A 19,831-nucleotide genomic window follows, 5' to 3' on the forward strand; every position below is an offset into this window, starting at 1 on the left:
TCTCTTAGCAGCAACCGATGTAGGAATAGATGCAGGTGGAAATATAGATATAGAGAGTAGCGAAATAGAAGCCACAGCTGGAGAGATGGATATTGATGCAGGTGACAATATAATGGTAAGCCGTAGTGACTTGACAGCAGGTACCACCTTAACAGCAACAGCAGGAAACAATGTAGATATGCTTGCTACAACTGTTACAGCTGGCGATAATATTTTCGTTGAAGCAACAACTGGAAATGTGGTTCTAAATACAGTGGAAGCTGACGCTACATTAGGAGAAATGGATATTACAGCAGGGGATAACATTTTGGTTGTTCTCTCAACCTTAACTGCTGGTACTGACGTTACTCTTGACGCAGAAAATGATGTTGATATTTTCAGAAGTGAAATTACTGCTGGTGAAAATGTAACAATAGCCGCAACCAATGGAAGTATAGATATCGAGAGTAGCGAAATAGAAGCAACCGCTGGAGAGATGGATATTGATGCAGGTGACAATATAATGGTAAGTCGTAGTGATTTGACAGCAGGTACCACCTTAACAGCAACAGCAGGAAATAGTGTAGATATGCTTACCAGCAACTTGTTAGCAGGAGAAGATGTTACAATAACAGCCACCGCTGGTTATGTAAATATGGAAAGTGTGGATATAGATTCAACTACTGGTGCAATAGATGTGGTGGCAGCAACCGATGTAGATATAACCGATAGCACTCTCTTAGCGTCAATTGATATAGGAATAGATGCAGGTGGAAATATAGATATAGAGAGTAGCGAAATAGAAGCCACCGCTGGAGAGATGGACTTAACCGCTGGTGTAGATATAATGGTAAGTCGCAGTGAGTTGACAGCAGGTACAACCTTAACAGCAACAGCTGGAGAAAATGTAGATATATTGAAGAGCGATATTACAGCAGTTGATGCAAATATAAATGCTCTCAATGGATATGTGAATCTCAATACCGTTGATATTCAAGCAGGTAACGATATCAATATTTACGCTAAAACAAACGTGGATATTATCACAAATACACTTCTCACCGCTGGTAATGATATTGGTGTCATTGCAGAAGACGGGTATATAAGAATATGCCTGGATTCGTTCCTTAATGCAGGTAATGATGTCTATCTTGACGCTGGCACTGATATAGTAATCTGCGAAAATGCAGCTGTCTTTGCAGGTGGAGATGCAACTCTCGTTGCTGGTGAAGATGTCTATCTTGGATATATTGAAGCTGGAAATGCCGTTGATATAACCGCAGGTGGTTCTATCTTTGATAATAATGATGATAGGGTAAATATCTTAGCAAAAGATGTAGTCCTTTCCGCTGTAAACGGTATAGGTACTGCCGATGCAATAGAAACTCAGGCAGAAACCCTCTCTGCTGAAAATACTACAAGTGGAGATATCTGGGTAAGGAACAATACCTTAGTTGCAGGCGATCTTGAAGTGCTTGGAGTAACTAACTCAGCACCAGGTGGTATGGTAAGATTGGAAAATGGGTATATCAGATTTGATAACTGCACCCTTAACGATATTGACTATGCTACAGGTGGAGATATGCTTCTTGCTGGAACAGTTGAAGCAGACGGAAAAGTAATGATTCAAACAATCGGCTCTATCCTTGATAGAAACGATGTAACTCCGTATGATGTGATAGCAACCGATACGAGTGGAATGTTTGCCTTCAACGGAACTATTGGAGAATTTGACGGCAATCCTGACGGTTCTGGGTATAATCCAGTAGAGGTCAACATTAATCCTGGCGACCTTTATGTCTACGCTTCAGATGAGTCCTTCTTTGTATCTGTTGGGATAGACGGGATAGTTCAGCCGAGAGATGTTCTTCTTGCATGTCCGAATTTACCTGTATCTCCTGGTCTAATCTTCTTCAACGGAAGAGAGAATGGTGGAATGAGGTCTCCTCAATGGTTTAGAGCAGTATCTCCAAGCATTATTATGATAGGTAGTGAAGATACTTTCTGGCTCGAAGTCTTGCTTAACCTCTTGGATTACAGATGGACTGAGCTCGGACCAGCTTTCTGGGAGTTTGACGAAGAGTTGGACGATGCGCTGGACTATATAATAAGCAAAAGATAAGGTTGTAATTAAAGATATTGGAAAGGGCAGTCGTAGGAATGGCTGCCCTTTTCTTTTATGGTTGATTTTTTCTCTATAAAATTGTAAAATATAGAAGATAAAATAAAAAAGATAAGAGGAGCATCTTTTTGCTTTCTCCCCCTAGGGGAGAGGAGGGTTGATTGAGATTTCCGCAGTTACATAAGGCGTTCCTTCGCAATAACAGAGAAGGCGCAAGAATGGGAAAGTAGAATAAACAAGGAGAAGAATGACTGTACTGGATTTGAAAGAAGGAAATGTTTTTGAATACGAAGGTAATATTTATGTAGTTGTGTATGCTGTTCACACTCACCAACAGCAGAGACGAGGTTTAGTTAGGCTAAAAGCAAAAGATATTAGAACAGGAAAAACTCTTGAGGATTCTTTCAGGTCAGATGTTAAGGTTAGCCCTGTATATGTCGATGAAGCCCCTCTCGTTTTTCTTTATGAAGATTCACAAGGATACCATTTTATGGATAACAACACCTATGAACAGGTTGTTATTCAATCAGAGGTTATTGGAGATGCAAGTAAATATATTACAGAAAACCTTGAAGTTACTGGACTTTTTCATAATGGAGAAGTTCTTGATATAAAGATGCCAATTAGTGTTGACTTAAAAGTTATAGAAGCAGAACCTGGACATAGGGGAGACACTGTTCAGGGAGGTAAAAAAAAGGTTAAACTTCAGACAGGTCTTGAAATACAGACACCTCTTTTTGTTGAAGTGGACGATGTTGTCAAGGTAGATACCCGCACTGGTGAATATATCACTCGCGTTTAATCTTAGGAGATAAAATGAAGCCTGAAGAATTAAAAATATATGCCGATTTTATGAAGAAGTATGACTTGGAGTACCTGGAGATAAAAAAAGGCGATTTTTCTTTAACTATGGGTAAAAAAGGTGCTATTCAGAAAGAATCTCAGACGGTTAAACATAATCAAGTGATACCTGAACTTAAACATGAAGAAATTCTTGAAGAATATAAACGTCCTTCTCAACAATTAGAGAATGCTGTCTATATTAAATCTCCGCTTGTTGGCACTTTTTATAAAGCGCCTTCACCTCAAAGTCCGCCGTTTGTCGAGTTAGGAGCGAGTATTAAGCAGGGCGATACTCTTTGTATTGTTGAAGCAATGAAGGTAATGAATGAAATAAAATCTGAACATAACGGCACAGTCAAAGAAATATTAGTTGAAAATGGAAAGCCCGTAGAGTATGGGCAGGTTCTTTTTATCATTCAATTATAAAAATCTTATGAGAGCTTGAGAAAAAAAGATGTTTAAAAAAGTATTCATTGCTAACAGGGGTGAGATTGCTTTAAGGGTGCTTAGAAGTTGCCGAGAACTCGGGTTAAAGACAGTTATAGGTTTTTCTGAAGCCGATAAAAATTCTCTTCCAGTGACTCTTGCTGATGAAAAAATTTGTATAGGACCTGCCTCACCACAAGATAGTTATCTAAATATTCCTTCCATTGTTAGTGCTATAGAAATGTCAAAAGCTGAAGCTGTCCACCCTGGATATGGTTTTCTTGCAGAAAATGTACCCTTTGTAGAGATATGTAATGCTTCGAGGATTGCTTTTATTGGTCCTTCTGTTAAAAACATACAGTTAATGGGAGATAAATCTCTTGCAAGAAAGACAGCCAAATCTTTTAATGTTCCAGTTATACCTGGTTGCGAAGAGAACGATTATAAGAAAGCTCTATATTACGCAAGAAAGATTGGGTTTCCAGTTATTGTTAAAGCAAGTTCTGGTGGTGGTGGTAGGGGTATGAGGCGTGTTAACAATATTGAGGAGTTTCAAAAGTCGTGGCATACCTGTCAGGAAGAAGCAAAATTGTCTTTTGGAGATGATTCCTTATATTTAGAAAAATTTCTTGAGAGACCAAGACATATAGAGGTTCAGTTGATAGGTGATAAAAAAGGTGATATTCTTGTTTTTCCAGAGAGGGATTGCTCTATACAACGTAGGCACCAGAAACTTATTGAGGAGAGCCCTTCACCTTTTGTTGATAACAAGTTGCGTAAAAAATTATATAAATATGCGTATCTTCTTGCAAAGAAAATTGGATATAAAAGTGCTGGGACTATTGAGTTTCTTGTAGATTCTCATAGCAACCCTTATTTTATGGAGATGAATACAAGGATTCAGGTTGAACATCCTATAACAGAATTGGTATCTGGATATGATTTGGTAAAGAACCAGATTCTTGTTGCAAGAGGGGATAAGCTTGGAATAAGACAAAAAGATATAAAATTAAATGGACATTCTATTGAATGTCGTATAAACGCTGAGGATGCTTTGAACAATTTTATGCCTTCTCCCGGCAGGATAGAAAAACTTATTATACCCGGTGGACCAGGAATAAGGGTGGATACCCATATTTTTCAGGGATATACCATACCACCATATTACGATAGTTTGGTAATGAAACTTATTTCTTATGGTAGAGATAGACAGGAAGCAATCGACCGTATGAGGAGAGCTTTTGATGAGGTTGTTATTGAAGGTATAAAAACAACAATACCTCTTTATAGGAAAATTTTTGCTCACCCTATATTTTTGAGTGGAAGGTATAGTGTAAAGTGGCTTGAAAACTTCCTTGAATCAGAAAGTAGTAAAACTTAGTAATATTGGCTCAGGATTGCGGAGGAAAAAATGGATGAAGAAAAATACGGAAATGTTAAGATAGATAACGATGTTCTTGCGTCTATTGCAGGGATAGTAGCTAAAAATGTTCCAGGTGTAAACAAGATAGCTACAAGTTTTGTTGCGGGGCTTGCGCAATTGGTTGGGAAAAAACAGGACGCAGGAATTAAGGTGGTAGTTGGAGAAGACGAGGTAGAGTTTGAACTTTGTATTATAGTGGAATATGGGGTTAATATTCCCGAGGTGACATACTTGGTTCAGAAATCAATAAAGGAAGAAGTAGAAAAAATGTCTGGTTTAAAAGTAGCAAGTGTCGATGTTGTGGTGCAAGGTGTGCAGCCACCAAAGAAGAGTGAGAATAAGACGGAAGAAGATGAAGAGCAAGAAGGAGAAGAGAATGATTGATCTACATACCCACACGATTTTAAGTGACGGTGTTCTTATCCCCTCTGAACTTGCAAGGCGAGCAGAAGGGAACGGATATAAGGTAATAGGTATAACCGACCATATAGATTATTCTAATGTAGAAATGGTAGTGCCCGCAATATGTAGAGTATGCGAAAATATAAATAAGAGTATGAAAATTAAAGCAATACCGGGAGCGGAAATAACACATATAAGCCCAAGCGAAATTTCTTCAATGGCTCTTTTTGCAAGGGAATTAGGTGCAAAATTGGTTGTTGTTCACGGGGAAACAATAACAGAGCCAGTTATGGTTGGAACAAATAGAGGGGCTCTCAATTCTGAGATAGATATACTGGCACATCCTGGTTTAATGACAGAGGAAGACGCAAAACTTGCTGCAGATAGAGGGATATCTGTGGAAATTTCTGGTAGAAAAGGGCACGCCTTTTCTAACGGGCATATAGTAAGATTATGGTATAAATATAGGTTTCCTATAGTCTTAAATACAGATACTCATTCACCTGAAAATATTATTAATGATTCGATAGCAGAAAAACTTATTCTTTCTGCTGGTGTAAAAATGGAAGATGTGAGAGAGGTGTTAGAGAATAGTGCCCGCCTGTCTGATAAGTTGTTAAGCCGATAGTTGCTATGCTTCTCTATTTTGCCCTCTCCCCTCGAGGGATGTTTGGGGTAGTAAGTCCCCAAGAGTTTGCAGAGAGTTTAATGGGATGAGGCTTGTCCGCCGAAGCTTGCATTGTAGCGTAGGTGGAGGGGCAGTTAGCAACTTAACCAAAAACGAAAGCCGTAACGATAAAATGGGAGACTCCCTCTATATGTCATTCCGGACTTGATCCGGAATCTCGTTTTTCTTGCTACCAGCGTGGGTTAAGTTAGAGATCCTGAAACAAGTTCAGGATGACAGGGTTGGGCGTTTAGGATAACAAAATGGACGGCTCGCAAAAACAGATTCAGAGAGAAAAAAAGGAAAATGATAACAAAAAATAGACTTGCTCTTGTTCTTGTTGGAGAAGAGAATAAAACTTCAATCAAAAACGCTTTAAAATATGTTGGTTGGGTGGAATTGAGGGTAGATGAGTTTTTGAAGAAGGGACTAACTCCTTCCTTTTCTCTGCCTGTTAAAGACGTTAAAGTTATAGGCACGGCAAGGTGGAAGAAAGAGAGTCAAAACGAAGGGCTAAATATCACAGAAAAAGAAAGGTTTGAGATATATAAAAACATTTTGGACTTTATTGATTATGTTGATGTAGAACTTAAAAGTTCAATATCTGAAAAGGTTGTTGATTATGTTAAAAACAAGGGTAAGAAGAGTGTTTTGTCTTACCACAATTTTGTAAAGACGCCTTCTTTGAAAAATCTTGATAAGGTATATAGTAGTGCAATAAAATTAAAACCAGATATTATAAAAATAGCCACAATGGTTAACTCAAAAGATGAGTTTTTCTCACTTCTCTCCTTCACTCATAAATATTCCAAAAAATTTCCTATCATTGTCACACCAATGGGCGTTTCGTTTGTAGAACGTTTTACTCCAATATATTTAGGGTCGCTTTTTACTTATATTTCGCTTAATAAAACGACAGCGCCGGGGCAGGTTTCTCTCGATTATGTAAAGAGAGTATTTAGTTTGTAAAAAAACGTCGGATAAAGACGAGGATTACCACGTCGCAATCCCTCAGAAAGCATTCGGGCTAAGACGCTCCTTGTAAGACAAGCAAAAAGCGTCGGTTAGCACCTCGTATTCGTTCGTAGACACATACTTTTTTAACGAAGAAAACACAAAAGCCCCCCCTCACCTTGCATCCTCTCCCCCAAGAGGAGAGGCAAATAAGGAAAGATTGTCTTTGCGAGCGTTTTTTTAGCGTGGCAATCCCGCCGAAGGCGAAAAGGAATGGGGTAACAATATGAAAAATATTTGCAATGATTATTTGTAAGATGTATAATTTTAAGGATAAGGAGAAAAATGAATAAAAAAACTAACAAATTATATGCGCTACTTCTTTTAATTGGTGTGGTTGCTATGGGTATTGCTTGTGGTGGTGGAGGCTCTACTAAGGCATTTTTACCAACTTTACCTGAAGGAACTCTTTATTTTTCTGAAGAGGGTTTATCATCCTCTGGCAGGGACTATATCCCTGTTTCTGGAGCATTAGACAGAAGTTTTTATCCTCTTCCTGATGATCCAGAAGGAATTTCCCTTTTTGGGCTTTTCTTCTGGTTGAATTGTTATGATGAAGATGGTTTTATGTTGGTGGTAGAACCCAATGATACTCAAGAAACTCTTGCCCGAATTTCAGTAGCATTACATCCGAGAGGAATGAATTTTGCCCAGAAAACAGTAGATTTTTTAAATGAATCTCCTGAAAACATTTTTATTGCAATGAATATTGTCAACGCATTGGGAGCAGGTACAGGAGTATCTGGAATTCTTAGTGGCGGTATTATAGATAGTGATATTTATATAACTTCTGGTGGAACCTATAAAAGAGAAATTAAAGATGGTGCTCAGGAAATGATAGATACTTTTTATGATAGCATACCTTCGTTGGTAAGGTTGTTTATTAGAAAAGAACAATTTCAAGCGTATATGAATCAGCAGTTATACAATTCTGTTTATGAAGGTGGCGAAAGAATTTCGTATGAAGAGTTTTTTTCTCTCTTTTTAGACCCTCAAAATTGGAATAGTATGGATTTTAAGACCACCCTTGATTTCACGATGGCTGTATCTGGTCTTATGAAAAATATATCTGCATCAGAAAATGCTGTTGGTGATTATGATCAAAACAATATCGGGGTTCTTCGTCTTAATTCTCAGATTTATCATGTAACAGGGACTTCTTATAGACTTAACTCTTTTCCTTCAGAAATTAGAGGTAGAGGGGTTTTGAGAACACAACTTGATGATGCAGGTTGTGAGGATGAAGATTTTTTGACTTTTAATCTTTCACAGCCTTCAACCCTCTATTTAGCTGTTGACCCTAACAACCAGAATCTTATAGATAAATTGACAAATGATGGTTGGATTTTATGGGATGGAAAAACAATTACTGCAAAGATGAATATAAGCCCTAATACAGAAATTACTTTTAATCTTTATTCTAAATCGTTTGATGTTGGAGATGTTTCTTTACCTGCTAATGGTGCTGGAGATACTAAAATGTACTTTGTAATAGCTGATGCTACATATCCTTTCTGTATAGATATTCTTTTTACCTCTCATGCAACATTGATACAAGACAGTCCTTCTGATGTAGCTTTTTATACACCTAAGGTGAAAAAAGAGGGTGGAATAGTAGTCAATGATAATGGAATTACAGAAGACCCTCAAACTGGATTACCTCTTGTTCATATAAATTTTATAGATGAGTTTGATGCTAATGTGCTTGTTAATACTGGTGAGAATGCTCTTCAAACAGCGGTCGATAATGTTACAGATAGACAATTTGTTGAACATATCTTAAAGAATAATGGATTTAGGTTGATAGATACCTATAATGACCAATTCCCTGCTTTTGGAGGTAATAGCCAGATACTTCTTGCTGAGAGTGTTCTTGGTTTTAAACTTGAACAGCCAATAAGAGTACCTCTCCTTGAGGAGAATCTTTTTACTCTTGCTAATATGAACTTATTGAATAGCCCTAACCTTGTTGGTGTATATATAAAATCTGTAAGGACTGATGATGAAAATTTAACTATCTGGAGAAACTCAGCTAATGATAAAGGGTTGGACTTCTCTGGAATTTCTGCATACCTTAGAGATAAAGGAGTAAATTACAAGTATTTTGTTGCTAAAACAGGAGAAGAGGTCTCTCTTAAAGAACTATTAAAATCTATAGGTAAGAGTGATGAAGGGGAATTAACTTTTATTGTTATGGTAGAACTTGAAGATGAGAAAACTTTTGAACTTGTAGGTGGTGCTTTTATTCACGATTATTACACAAATATTTATGATTCAGTAATAGGAGATGAGTCTCCGTTACAACCTTAAACAAAATAAAGATATGAAAAAAAATGCTCTTGATATTTTTTATCGAATGGTAGCTGATATGACAAGCCCTATTGTTTTAACTGCTTTCTTTTTTGCGTTTGTATGTTTAAAACTTATTCCAGAACCTATTAAAGCGTTACAGGTTTTTGCAGTATGCTTTATTTCGCAGTCGGCATTGCCCATACTATACCTTTTAATAGCCTACAAGTTGAAATTTATACCTGATGTTCATTTGTTTAAAAAAGAGGATAGAAATAAAGCTTTTCCTGCAATAGCTCTATTTTATCTTATGGGACTGTTAATACTTTATAAAATTTCTGCTCCTACCATAATAATAGGTCTTGTTTTTGCTTCTACGGCATTGTTACTTGTTATCTGGTGGGTAAATGTTTTTTATAAAATAAGTATTCATATGTCTGGTTTTGCTGGTATGTTGACTGGCTTGTTCTTTGTTTTTGGCGCTAATTCTGCTCCTCTTGTCCCTCTTTTGCCACTCTCCTGCTGGGTTAGATATAGAAGCAAGGCACACAATTTTTCTGAACTAGTAACAGGAGCCTTGGCGGGTGTTATTGTGACTTTTGTGGTGCTTCATTTTCTTTTTCTTTAAGGGTTTGCTACCTAATGAGTTTTATAATAAAAAACTCAATTATAATAAGAAGAAAGGTATATAAAATTGATTGTTTTTTGAATTTTGTATCATATTTCCCTTGCCAGAAAACTGTTATAAGAGTAAAGTTTACTGTTATGTAAGTGAAGAGTAGTCCCAAGGTGCTTAAAATTTTCCAAAAGTAGAATAAAAACGAATAATTAAAGAGGAGTTTTAAAAAGAATAAAACTAATATAACAATTATTAAATAAACAAAATCTTTGAGTGAAAAATATATATTAGCAAAATAACTCTTCTCTCTTAATGAGTAGTTCAAAATCCCAAAAGCAAAACTTCCTAAAGATGCGCCTCCAAGTAAGCCAAATAAAAACTTTATATTATTTCCTAAATCTAAAATTCCTTTGAATGAAAACAGGGAATCAGTTATGAAAACAAATAGCATTAGAAGTGAAACAATTATAACGTTTTTACTAAGTCGAAGGATTCGTTTTTTTGCTGATATAATCCATAAAAAAAGGTAGGCAATAAGAAATCCAGCATATATACCTGTGCACCTTGTACATAGTGGTAAGGTTTTGTCTCCTATTTCAAAGCATCTCAAGGTTTGTTGATGACATATTAAAGAAATAAATCTATTAATAACACTATTCAGCCCCATTATATGTATACCGTTTTGTGTATGACCTTTCTTTCCCTGGCCTGTTTTTTGTAAAGAAATGGTTGATTCTTAGTATACTTGAATAAATTAAAAAGAGAACTGATTTAACTTTAGCCTGAAAGGGCGGATTTCCAAATTCTTTTATATATGAATCTCTCAATTCTTTAATATCTCTCCTCAATTCAGGAGTGGGTGAATGTAATTTTATTGCAAGTAACGCAGGGAATATAAGATGACACCAGGATGCAAAGAGAGGTGCTTTTGCCTTGATAATTTCGTTTTTACTCTTTTTACTTGCCTTATAACCATTGAGGTTGACCTCAAAAGTTCTTGAAAACGATGGTCCGTTCCTTTGATAAAGAAGGGATTGGGTTAAGTTGACATATTTTATTACATCTTCATCTTTTATGCTGGTATGTCTGTGCATTATAGAGTATAGATGGTGGTTATGCCATTTGAAATTATCGGTATATAGTTTGCCCTCTTTTTTTAATCTGTCCCATAATCTTGTTTCGGGGCAGGGCATAAGGCTTGAAATTTGTGTGTAGGTAGGTTTTAAATCAACAAAATAGTTTATATCTTCAAGAATATTGTCTTCTGTCTGAAAATCCCAGCCAATTATAAAAGAACCAACGGTCTGGATACCTGCTTCTCTTAAAGATTTAAAGGTTTCTCCTATATCTCTTCCTTTTCTTTTAGGGAGTTTAGAAAATTTTGATTCAACTCCTATCCATATAGCAGAAACGCCCATCTCAACAAGTTCTTCTATGGTATATTGGGATAAACTTCTTATACTTCCAAAACCAGCCCAACTTACTTTTTCTGGCAGAATATCTTTATCTTTCTTTATAATATCCCCAAACTCTCTTACGTAATCAGCATCTGCAAAGAAATCTTCGTCATATATCCATACGAAACTACTCTTTTCCAGAAGTTTTTTCTTAACAATTTTCCAGAGTGCCTCAGGGTCGACTATCCTTACTTTTTTGTAATCGTAGAAAGCTGATGTGCAACAAAACTCGCAAGCACCTCTACAACCTAAAGCAGATATAGCGTTATCAAAAGCAACTTTTTCTCCCATTGAATATATGTATGAGGTAGGAAAATCTTGCTTAATTTCTGCGTCTGTTGGTTCGCCAAGAATTTCTCTAACAAAACTTATTCCCTCTCCGTGACATACATAGTCAGCCATACTAAGAAGTTCTTTCTCTTCTTGAAAATCTTCTTTAAGGCAAGTAACTCCGTAACCTCCAAGAATTATTTTTGTTTTTGGAGATAACTCTTTAATTGCTTTACACATCTTATATGTAGCATCAAAGAATATAGTGTTAAAGTTTATACCGATATAGTCGTATCCTTTTTTTACTTCTTCAACAAACTCTTCAAAGGATGGATATTCAAGGGCTACGGAAGGTATTGAAACATTTTGGGCAAGAAGGTAAACAGGCATAGCAGGGTAGTAACTTTTAAGAGTGAAAAACTCTTGTCCTTTTGTTAGCCTGCTTGTGTATAAGTCCATACTATCAGTATTGTCAATCCTTGGATAAGGACCGCAAGCCATAGTAAATAAGATTTTTTTCATTCTGTGTCCTTTTTTATTTGTTACTGTAACATAATTGAGATGTTTGCTGATATATGGTATTATAAAAGCCGTTAAAAATCAAAAATTTTCTTGTTTTTGAGTGTTTTGAGGAAGGGTAGTATGGATAAAGACGAGGATTACCACATCGCAATCCCTCATAAAGTATTCTGGCTAAGACGCTCCTCGTAAGACAAGCAAAAAGCGTGGGTTAAGTTAGAGAGCCTGAAACAAGTTTAGGATGACAAAATTGGGCGTTCAAGGTGATAAAATGGAAGAGGAGAAGTCAGCAATATTAAACAAAAACAATGGTAAAGAAAAAAATAGGAATTCCTGCAAGTTTATTATATTATAAGTATTTTGCTTTCTGGAAAGCCTTTTTTGAAAGGCTTGGTTTGGAAGTGGTTGTTAGCGATGAAACTAACAGCGAAATACTTAAAGATGGAAATAGGTACGCAATAGATGAGATATGTATCCCTTTGAAACTCTATTATGGGCATATTGTCAATATTTTAAAAAAAAATGTAGACTACCTATTTACTCCAAGATATGTTTCTTTCACTGCAGATACTTATATGTGCCCCAAGTTTTTAGGCTTGCCTGATCTTATAAGAGGCACTGTGGATGGGTTGCCTCCAATTGTAGAGATGTGTGTTGATATTAGAAAGAAACCAAAGTTTTTTTCTGCTCTTGAGACTGGTAGGGCTCTTGGTAAATCTTTTAGAGAGGTAAAGTCGGCATACCAATATGCTGTGCGTAGTTACCACCGATTTTGTTCTGGAATGGAAAATGGTCTTTCATTTCAAGAGGCTCTAAAAATATCTGAAAACGATTCAAAAGATATTTTTGCAGAAAAAATGTTAGACTCAAAAGTTTCTATAGCTATAATAGGGCATGAATATAATGTTCACGACCCGTTTGTAAATATGGACTTGTTGAATAAACTTGAAAAGATGAATGTTAAAACTGTTGTTATGGAAAATCTTCCTTCTCATATATTCAAAGGTGAGACAACAATAAATGAATCACTTAAAAATTATTGGGGTAACGAGGAAGAAATTCTGTCTGCTTTGAACTACTTGTTTGAAGAAAAATTTGTTGATGGAATTGTTTTTCTGTGCAGTTTTTGTTGTGGACCAGACTCTTTAATAGATGAAATTGTAACAAGAAATGCAAAATCAGTAGATATGCCATATATATGTGTGGTGATAGATGAGCATTCTGGGCAAGCCGGGTTAATAACCCGTATTGAATCTTTCGTAGAGATGGTTGCTTTCAAGAAACAGAGGGAGAAAATAGGATAATGGTTGTATCTTTTCCACATATGGGTAACGGTTGGCCTGCTTTTAAATCTTTATGCGAGAATATGGGTGCAGAGGTTTATGTTCCTAAAGAAAGCAATGTAAAACAACTTGAATTAGGGTTAAAAAACTCTCCAGAATGGGTATGTTTTCCTTTTAAGGTAACCCTTTCTAATATGATTGACGCTCTTGAATCAGGGGTAAAGACCATAGTTATGGCAACAGATTGCGGTCCTTGCAGATTTGGGTTTTATTATGCCGTCCAAGAACGTATTTTAAGGGATATGGGTTATAATTTTGAAATGATACATCTGCCTCAGGGAGATCTTTTAACTTTTGAGTGGGTAGATTTTCTTAAATCTATATGTGAGGATAAAAAACTTGCTTCTTTCAAAAATATATCTAAAACTGTAAGAGTTTTTCTTATGAAGTTGTATCTAATAAAACTTGCAGAAGAATGTGAAGGTGCCACAAGATGTTATGAGATAAATAAAGGTGAAACAACAAAAGTGTTGAAAAAGTGTTTGTTGTTAATAGATACTGCTGTAAAATATGCTGAACTTAAAAGGTTAAAGCGACAAATACCTACTCTCTTTTCTGATATAAAAACGGATAAGAAGAGAAGTGTTGTGTCGGTTAAAATGACTGGTGAAAATTTTGTTGCTGTAGATGAGTTTTCTAACCAGAATATTAAAAGAAAACTTGGTGAACTTGGATGTAAGGTGTATATGGGTACAAGTTTGTATGATTGGGTTAAACATAAATTCCACTTAAATTTTCATAGGAAATACCTTGAATACCTTAATAAGAAAAATAGATCAAAAGGCGGGCTGCAGATGGATATAGGTGGGGAGGCGATATGGGTTTTGGGGGATTATATTTCCAGTTCTCAAGAAGATAAGTTTGATGGTTTTGTTCACATATATCCATTTACTTGTATGCCTGAAATTACAGCTAAAGCTATAATAACAAAATGGTATGGTGATGGTGATTTTAATTTACCACCTTTCTTTTTTAGTTTTGATGAACACTCAGGGGAGGCAGGGTTGATTACGCGTCTTGAGGCATACGTTGATTTACTTAAAAAACGTTCTTTGAGAGATATTGTTAAGAAATAAAAATATTTATAATGGGAGAAAGAAAGAAGATGTCACAGAGTACTGAAAAAATAGACCTAAAAAATGTTACAAATAATATGTTTTTAGGCATTGATGTTGGTAGTGTTTCTACCAAATTTGCTGTTGTAAACGAAGATATGAAATTGGTTTATGCTACCTGGGCAAGAACTCAAGGGTCCCCTATAAAATCTGTCCAAGAAGGATTTGCTAATTTAAGGAAGGTTTTTGGAGAGAGCGGTTCCAGTATTAAAGCTGTTGGTACTACGGGTTCTGCAAGGTATCTTATAAAGTCGCTTGTGAAAGCGGATCTTGCTAAAACAGAGATAATATCTCATGCTGTTGCCTCTTCTTATTATGTTCCTCAGGTAAGAACTATACTTGAGATTGGCGGGCAGGATAGTAAATTGATACTAATGCAGGATGGGATAATAACCGACTTTACTATGAACTCAATTTGTGCTGCTGGTACTGGCTCTTTTCTTGACCATCAAGCACATAGGTTGGGGATACCTATTGAGGAGTTTGGGGATTATGCTGCTAAATCAACTGTGGATGTTGCTATAGCAGGTAGGTGTACTGTTTTTGCTGAATCGGATATGGTTCATAAACAACAGATGGGATATCCCAAAGAAGATATTATTAACGGTTTATGTGAGGCACTGGTTAGGAACTATCTTAACAATCTTTGTAAAGGTAAAACCTTATTGCCACCTTTTGTTTTTCAAGGAGGTGTTGCAGCAAATTCAGGTATTAGAAAAAGTTTTGAGAAATCTCTCGGCTGTGAAGTTATTGTTCCAGAATATTTTCTTACTATGGGCGCCATTGGTGCGGCATTGCTTGCAAGAACACATATTGAAGAGAATAACTTAAAAACTATTTTTTGTGGATTTTCTGTTAGCGATGAAAAATTTGTGACAGCAGGGTTCAACTGTTCAGGATGCCCCAATAAATGTGAGATTACTTGCGTAAATAAAGAAAAAGGGGAACTTGTAGCTAGATGGGGAGATAGGTGCGGCAAATGGACAATATAAGAGTTACACCTGTTTTTATAGTAAAAAAATATTTTTTTGTTATAAGAAGAAGGTTCTTCTACAAAAAACGGTTTAGAGTTTCTGAAGTTGTTCTTTTTTTCCCTGATAACCTTTGGAGGGTTATCCCTAAAAAAAGAATAAAAAAGGTCTACTATTTTTTTGATAAACTTATTGATAGATTACTCTGGCTTTAATTGTTGCTTCTTTGTTTTGCCCTCTACCCATTCCGTCTTTGCGAGGGACTTGATCCGCAATCTCGTTTTTACTACTGATAACAAAGTGTGCGGGCTTATCCCGAGTACCCCCGAGGGATAGAAGGCAAAAGAGGAGATTCTTTGAGAAAAAATTTAAATTTATGGTATAATTGTCTGCCGCTTGAAAAATATAAATATTCAAAAGGTAGGTTTAACAATTGAGGAGGCAAATGCTAAAAAAAGTAAAAGGTCTTTTAATTTTTGGTCTAATATTTTTGTATAGTGTTGTAGGTAGTACGGCAGTTTTAAGTAGGGTTAGCAATATAGGTAATTCTTCTGGTCAGCCCGATGGTCTTGCTCCGGGAGGGGATAGAGAAAATAGTTATGCTTGGTGTATGGATGTTTTATCACAACCAGACGGGGAATATCTATATGTGGGATGTAATAGAAATTTGATATATAACGTTTTGAGTATTGCGGGATTTACCCAAGGGCAGATAGAAGAGTTGTTTCAGGGAGATATAGGTGTTGCTACTGATAATCAGGGCAGAGTTTTTAGGTATAAGTTGGATGGAACAAAAGAGTGGGAAGAAGTGTATAGAGGCGCAAGTGCATATAGAGGAGCAAAAACTTATACAGACTCTGAAGGTGAGACAGCACTATATATGGTTACAACCTATATGGGTTCTGGGATAACTCCTGGAGGTAAGGTTCTTAAATTTCCTTCCGAATTTAATCCAGAAACAGATGTACCTACTGTGGTTATGAGGTTGAACGAGATGGATGCTCTTGGAGAAGGTCCTTTAAGAGCAATAGCAGTTCATAATGATAATCTTGTAATAGGTACTTTTACAAACAATATTTATATGACCAACCTACCAGAAGAGCAAGGCGAAGGTGATGATACATCTCTTGAAGGTTGGACACAGGTCGCTTCTAAAAAAGATTTTTCTGACGATGAAAATTTTTCTGCAGCCAATATTTTATGGCAGGTTTTAAGTTTTAATAATTATTTGTATGCTTTTCTTGCAGGTGGACCTGCAGGTCAGGGAGGATTTTCTGTCTATAAGGGAGCTCAGAACCAGAAGAGTGGTGGATGGAATTGGCAGCCGATTGTAGGTAGTGTTGATGGGGCAAAATATCCCGCAGGTATGGGCGACCTCTACAATAATGCAACCGCAACAGGAGTTTTTAAAGATTATGTTTATGTGGGTTCAATGGCAGAAATGCATCTATCTATTATTTTAGGACAATTTGATGCAACTAACAATAAAGGTGCACAACTTTACAGGTTTGATAAGGACGATAATTGGGAACTTATTATCGGAGATTTGGATAGAAACCCTCTTTTTGAAAAACGGCTCGGTAATTATGGGGCTGGATTTTTTAATCAGAGTTTAAGGCAAAAACTTCTTCTAAAAGGAACTGTTCTTGAGGATAAAAACTTTTCTTTGAACCAGTATATATGGTGGTTGGAGGAGCATAAAGGTAAATTATATCTTACTACTTTTGATATAAGAATATTTCTCAAATATGTTTCTCCTCAACTTCTTGAGGAGCTTGGTTATAGCCCTGAAGCAGCAAACAGGTTTTATGAAACTCTTGAAGGGTTCCAAGTGGTACTTGAAAATGATGCAGGGTTTGATATTTATGCAAGTTCTGACGGTATTAAATGGTCCCCTGTTACTACAGACGGTTTTGAAGACCAATATAATTATGGTGGACGGGTTCTAAAAAGTACGAATGAAGGGCTATTTGTTGGAACTTCTAACCCTTTTTATGGCTGTCAGGTTTGGAAAGTTGATGAAGTTTCTGGTGGTGGAGATAATTGTTTTATAGCAACAGCAGCTTTTGGAAGTCCATTTGCACCTTATGTAAAGACACTCCGTGAATTTAGAGATAAATACCTTCTTACAAATAAGTTAGGCAGAGCTTTTGTTAAGAGTTATTATGCTAAAAGTCCTGCAATAGCCTCCGTTATCAAGGGTCAACCATTATTGATGTTCTTGACAAGGTGTATGCTTATTCCATTTGTTTTTGTTGCTTACCTTACCTTGAAGGGGCTTTTTTTACCATTACTTTTTGCTTTATATTTTGTTTTTTTACGGAAAGAAAAAAATGTTTCAATTAAGAGTATTTGACAAAAAATATTTAGGTTGTAAAATATATATTGAAAACTTGACAAATGTTTTGCCTGAGGTATAATACATATAAGTAGTTATTCCTTTGTGCTTTGGTTTAATATAGCCGTAAAGGAGGTGACAGGTGAAAAAGGGCTTAGACCAGAGATAAACGCGAGGGATGATGAGCACGATGAATACAGCTATATCTGAGGAAACCGAGTAATGGTAGAATCAGATGGACATAGATAACTAAAGGAGAACAATAATGAGAAGTAGATTAGTTAAGCTGGCAGTTGTAGTAGCCATTTTCGCAATGGCAGTTCCAACATTTGCCGCAGTCGAAAATGTAAAAGTAGGCGGAGATATAGATGTAAAAATGATATATCGTGACCATATTGGATTTGGGAATGCATTAGATCCTATGAACTTCACATATATGGGAACAAGAGTGTATTTGGCAGCAGATCTTACAGATAACGTTTCTGCAATGATCAGATTGATTAACGAAAGAGATTTCGGAAGCGATTATCTTAGAGACATTGAAGGTAACCTTATAGTTGATCTCGCTTATGTAAAACTTGCTGACCTTCTGGCTCCTGGGTTTGACTTAACAGTTGGAAGACAGGAAATACAGATTGGTGAAGGTCTGGTAGTTGGTAGCAGATATAGAGCACTCGATTACATTGGCGCAGATATTGGAACATTAGCTCTTGATATGGGTCAGCAGAAAGCCTTTGATGCTATAAAGGTTGACTACGCTTTCCCTGGAAGCGATATGACTATTAGTGCTTTCAAAGCAAAAATCATTGAAACTTACGGACTGACAGGACTTGGAATTCCAGTAGGTGATGTTGATCTTTATGGTCTGTCTGGAAAGTATGACAATGGTAACTTCTGCTTAGAACCATACTTTGCATATCTGAGAATGGCTGATGCTGAAGACGTAGATCTTAATTTGATGACCCTCGGTGCAAGAGCAGGTCTTGCTCCAATGGAAAACTTAAAGTTGAAACTCGAACTTGCAAAACAGTTCGGTAGTGCAGAACTTCTTGGAAATAAACCTGACTTTAAAGGATGGGCTGGTTTGCTTGGTGGTAGCTTCTCTTTTGGCGGTGAAATAAAGCCAACACTTACAGCTGCATACTCCTATTTCAGTGGACAGGATAGTTCAACCGATATCAATATGTGGATCCCTATGTTCCCAAGTAACGTAGCATCCAGAGTTGGTAAAATTGCTTATCCTACTCTTTTCCAGGCAGGGGATGGCTTCGGTCGTTTCTTCTTTGATGGAACAACCGGACTTCAGGTTATTAACCTTGGTTTTGGAATGAATCCAGCTGAGAAAATTGGACTTGGTATTGATTTGTTCAACCTCAGAGCATTGGAAACAGCAGGTGGAGTTAGCAAAAGCTTTGGTAATGAAGTTGACCTTAGTTTCACTTATGCTTACACAGAAGATGTAACTTTTGGTCTTGACCTTGGAATTCTCTTCACTGGAAGCAACATTGAGGATAATCTTGGAGTAGATGAGAATCCATGGCAGTTGATTGGTTCTATGAAACTTGCTTTCTAAACTGAACTAATCAAGAAGTAAAGTTTTAAATGAGGGGGACTTGAAAAAGTCCCCCTCTTCTTTTTTATGTATGGAAAAAAGCGAGGATTGCCAGCTTTTGCCCTCTACCCAAGGGGGAGAGGGATCAAGGGTGAGGGGGGGCTTTTTCCCCCATTCCGTCTTTGCGAAGAATTTAAAGCAATCCCCCGAGGTTTGCGAAGTAATCCTCGGGGGTTTGCAACCAAGGTTGGTAACAATCTCGCCGAAGGCGGAAGGGAATAGGGAGAAGGATTACAAGGAATGTCATTCCGGACTTGATCCGGAATCTCGTTTTTACTACTCCTGTTACGCGAGTTACATTAGAGATCCTGAAACAAGTTCAGGATGGTAAAATGAAAAAGAGACTTCCTTCCCAGGAGGTTATGGCAACAATAACGCTGCCATAACCTTTGTAATCGCTTTGATTACAGGGTATTATAAAA

At 36.7% G+C, this 19,831-nt stretch carries 17 protein-coding genes; 15 read left to right on the forward strand and 2 right to left on the reverse strand.

What is annotated here, in order from left to right; genetic code table 11:
* The 9 genes from M0P98_06705 to M0P98_06745 form a co-directional block, all read left to right on the forward strand.
* On the forward strand, window positions 1–2,101 hold a 2,101-nt coding region (locus M0P98_06705; protein MCK9266552.1), incomplete at its 5' end, for a hemagglutinin repeat-containing protein.
* A gap of 247 nt (window positions 2,102–2,348) precedes the next feature.
* A complete protein-coding gene (gene efp / locus M0P98_06710; protein MCK9266553.1) occupies window positions 2,349–2,903 on the forward strand; it encodes an elongation factor P in 555 nt (184 codons plus the stop codon).
* 14 nt (window positions 2,904–2,917) lie between these two features.
* Window positions 2,918–3,370, forward strand: coding sequence for an acetyl-CoA carboxylase biotin carboxyl carrier protein (gene accB, locus M0P98_06715; protein MCK9266554.1), 453 nt, complete (start codon window positions 2,918–2,920; stop codon window positions 3,368–3,370).
* Window positions 3,371–3,398: 28 nt separating this feature from the next.
* Window positions 3,399–4,751, forward strand: coding sequence for an acetyl-CoA carboxylase biotin carboxylase subunit (accC, locus tag M0P98_06720; GenBank protein ID MCK9266555.1), 1,353 nt, complete (start codon window positions 3,399–3,401; stop codon window positions 4,749–4,751).
* A gap of 30 nt (window positions 4,752–4,781) precedes the next feature.
* Window positions 4,782–5,177 (forward strand): Asp23/Gls24 family envelope stress response protein, encoded by a 396-nt coding sequence (locus tag M0P98_06725; GenBank protein MCK9266556.1) that lies wholly within the window; start codon window positions 4,782–4,784, stop codon window positions 5,175–5,177.
* Window positions 5,170–5,823: a histidinol phosphate phosphatase domain-containing protein gene (locus M0P98_06730; GenBank protein ID MCK9266557.1), complete on the forward strand. Its 654-nt coding sequence runs from the start codon at window positions 5,170–5,172 to the stop codon at window positions 5,821–5,823. Before M0P98_06725 ends, M0P98_06730 begins: the two co-directional genes overlap by 8 nt.
* 345 nt (window positions 5,824–6,168) lie before the next feature.
* Window positions 6,169–6,831 carry a type I 3-dehydroquinate dehydratase gene (locus M0P98_06735; protein ID MCK9266558.1) on the forward strand — a complete coding sequence of 221 codons (663 nt, stop codon included), beginning with the start codon at window positions 6,169–6,171 and terminating at the stop codon, window positions 6,829–6,831.
* A 330-nt stretch (window positions 6,832–7,161) separates the two neighbouring features.
* Window positions 7,162–9,186, forward strand: a complete 2,025-nt coding sequence (locus M0P98_06740) for a hypothetical protein (protein MCK9266559.1) — start codon at window positions 7,162–7,164, stop codon at window positions 9,184–9,186.
* 13 nt (window positions 9,187–9,199) lie between these two features.
* Window positions 9,200–9,793: a hypothetical protein gene (locus M0P98_06745; protein ID MCK9266560.1), complete on the forward strand. Its 594-nt coding sequence runs from the start codon at window positions 9,200–9,202 to the stop codon at window positions 9,791–9,793.
* 7 nt (window positions 9,794–9,800) lie between these two features.
* On the opposite strand, the gene M0P98_06750 is transcribed toward M0P98_06745, so the two are convergent.
* The gene (locus tag M0P98_06750; protein MCK9266561.1) at window positions 9,801–10,451 is read right to left on the reverse strand and encodes a DUF2085 domain-containing protein; all 651 of its coding nucleotides are present in this window, start codon (window positions 10,449–10,451) and stop codon (window positions 9,801–9,803) included.
* A complete protein-coding gene (locus M0P98_06755) occupies window positions 10,438–12,033 on the reverse strand; it encodes a radical SAM protein (GenBank protein MCK9266562.1) in 1,596 nt (531 codons plus the stop codon). Before M0P98_06755 ends, M0P98_06750 begins: the two co-directional genes overlap by 14 nt.
* 305 nt (window positions 12,034–12,338) lie before the next feature.
* Here M0P98_06755 and M0P98_06760 point away from each other — a divergent pair, with 305 nt between their 5' ends.
* The 6 genes from M0P98_06760 (at window position 12,339) to M0P98_06785 (ending at window position 19,370) form a co-directional block, all read left to right on the forward strand.
* Window positions 12,339–13,334 (forward strand): acyl-CoA dehydratase activase-related protein, encoded by a 996-nt coding sequence (locus tag M0P98_06760; protein MCK9266563.1) that lies wholly within the window; start codon window positions 12,339–12,341, stop codon window positions 13,332–13,334.
* The gene (locus M0P98_06765; protein MCK9266564.1) at window positions 13,334–14,449 is read left to right on the forward strand and encodes a hypothetical protein; all 1,116 of its coding nucleotides are present in this window, start codon (window positions 13,334–13,336) and stop codon (window positions 14,447–14,449) included. The genes M0P98_06760 and M0P98_06765 overlap by 1 nt, the downstream gene beginning before the upstream one ends.
* Before the next feature lie 29 nt (window positions 14,450–14,478).
* Window positions 14,479–15,480 (forward strand): acyl-CoA dehydratase activase, encoded by a 1,002-nt coding sequence (locus M0P98_06770; protein ID MCK9266565.1) that lies wholly within the window; start codon window positions 14,479–14,481, stop codon window positions 15,478–15,480.
* Window positions 15,468–15,674: a hypothetical protein gene (locus M0P98_06775; GenBank protein MCK9266566.1), complete on the forward strand. Its 207-nt coding sequence runs from the start codon at window positions 15,468–15,470 to the stop codon at window positions 15,672–15,674. Before M0P98_06770 ends, M0P98_06775 begins: the two co-directional genes overlap by 13 nt.
* Window positions 15,675–15,904: 230 nt before the next feature.
* Window positions 15,905–17,815, forward strand: coding sequence for a hypothetical protein (locus M0P98_06780; GenBank protein ID MCK9266567.1), 1,911 nt, complete (start codon window positions 15,905–15,907; stop codon window positions 17,813–17,815).
* A gap of 436 nt (window positions 17,816–18,251) precedes the next feature.
* A complete protein-coding gene (locus M0P98_06785; GenBank protein MCK9266568.1) occupies window positions 18,252–19,370 on the forward strand; it encodes an alginate export family protein in 1,119 nt (372 codons plus the stop codon).
* Window positions 19,371–19,831 lie beyond the last annotated feature (461 nt).

The organism is bacterium (assembly GCA_023230585.1).
Classification (GTDB): Bacteria; Ratteibacteria; UBA8468; order B48-G9; family JAFGKM01; genus JALNXB01.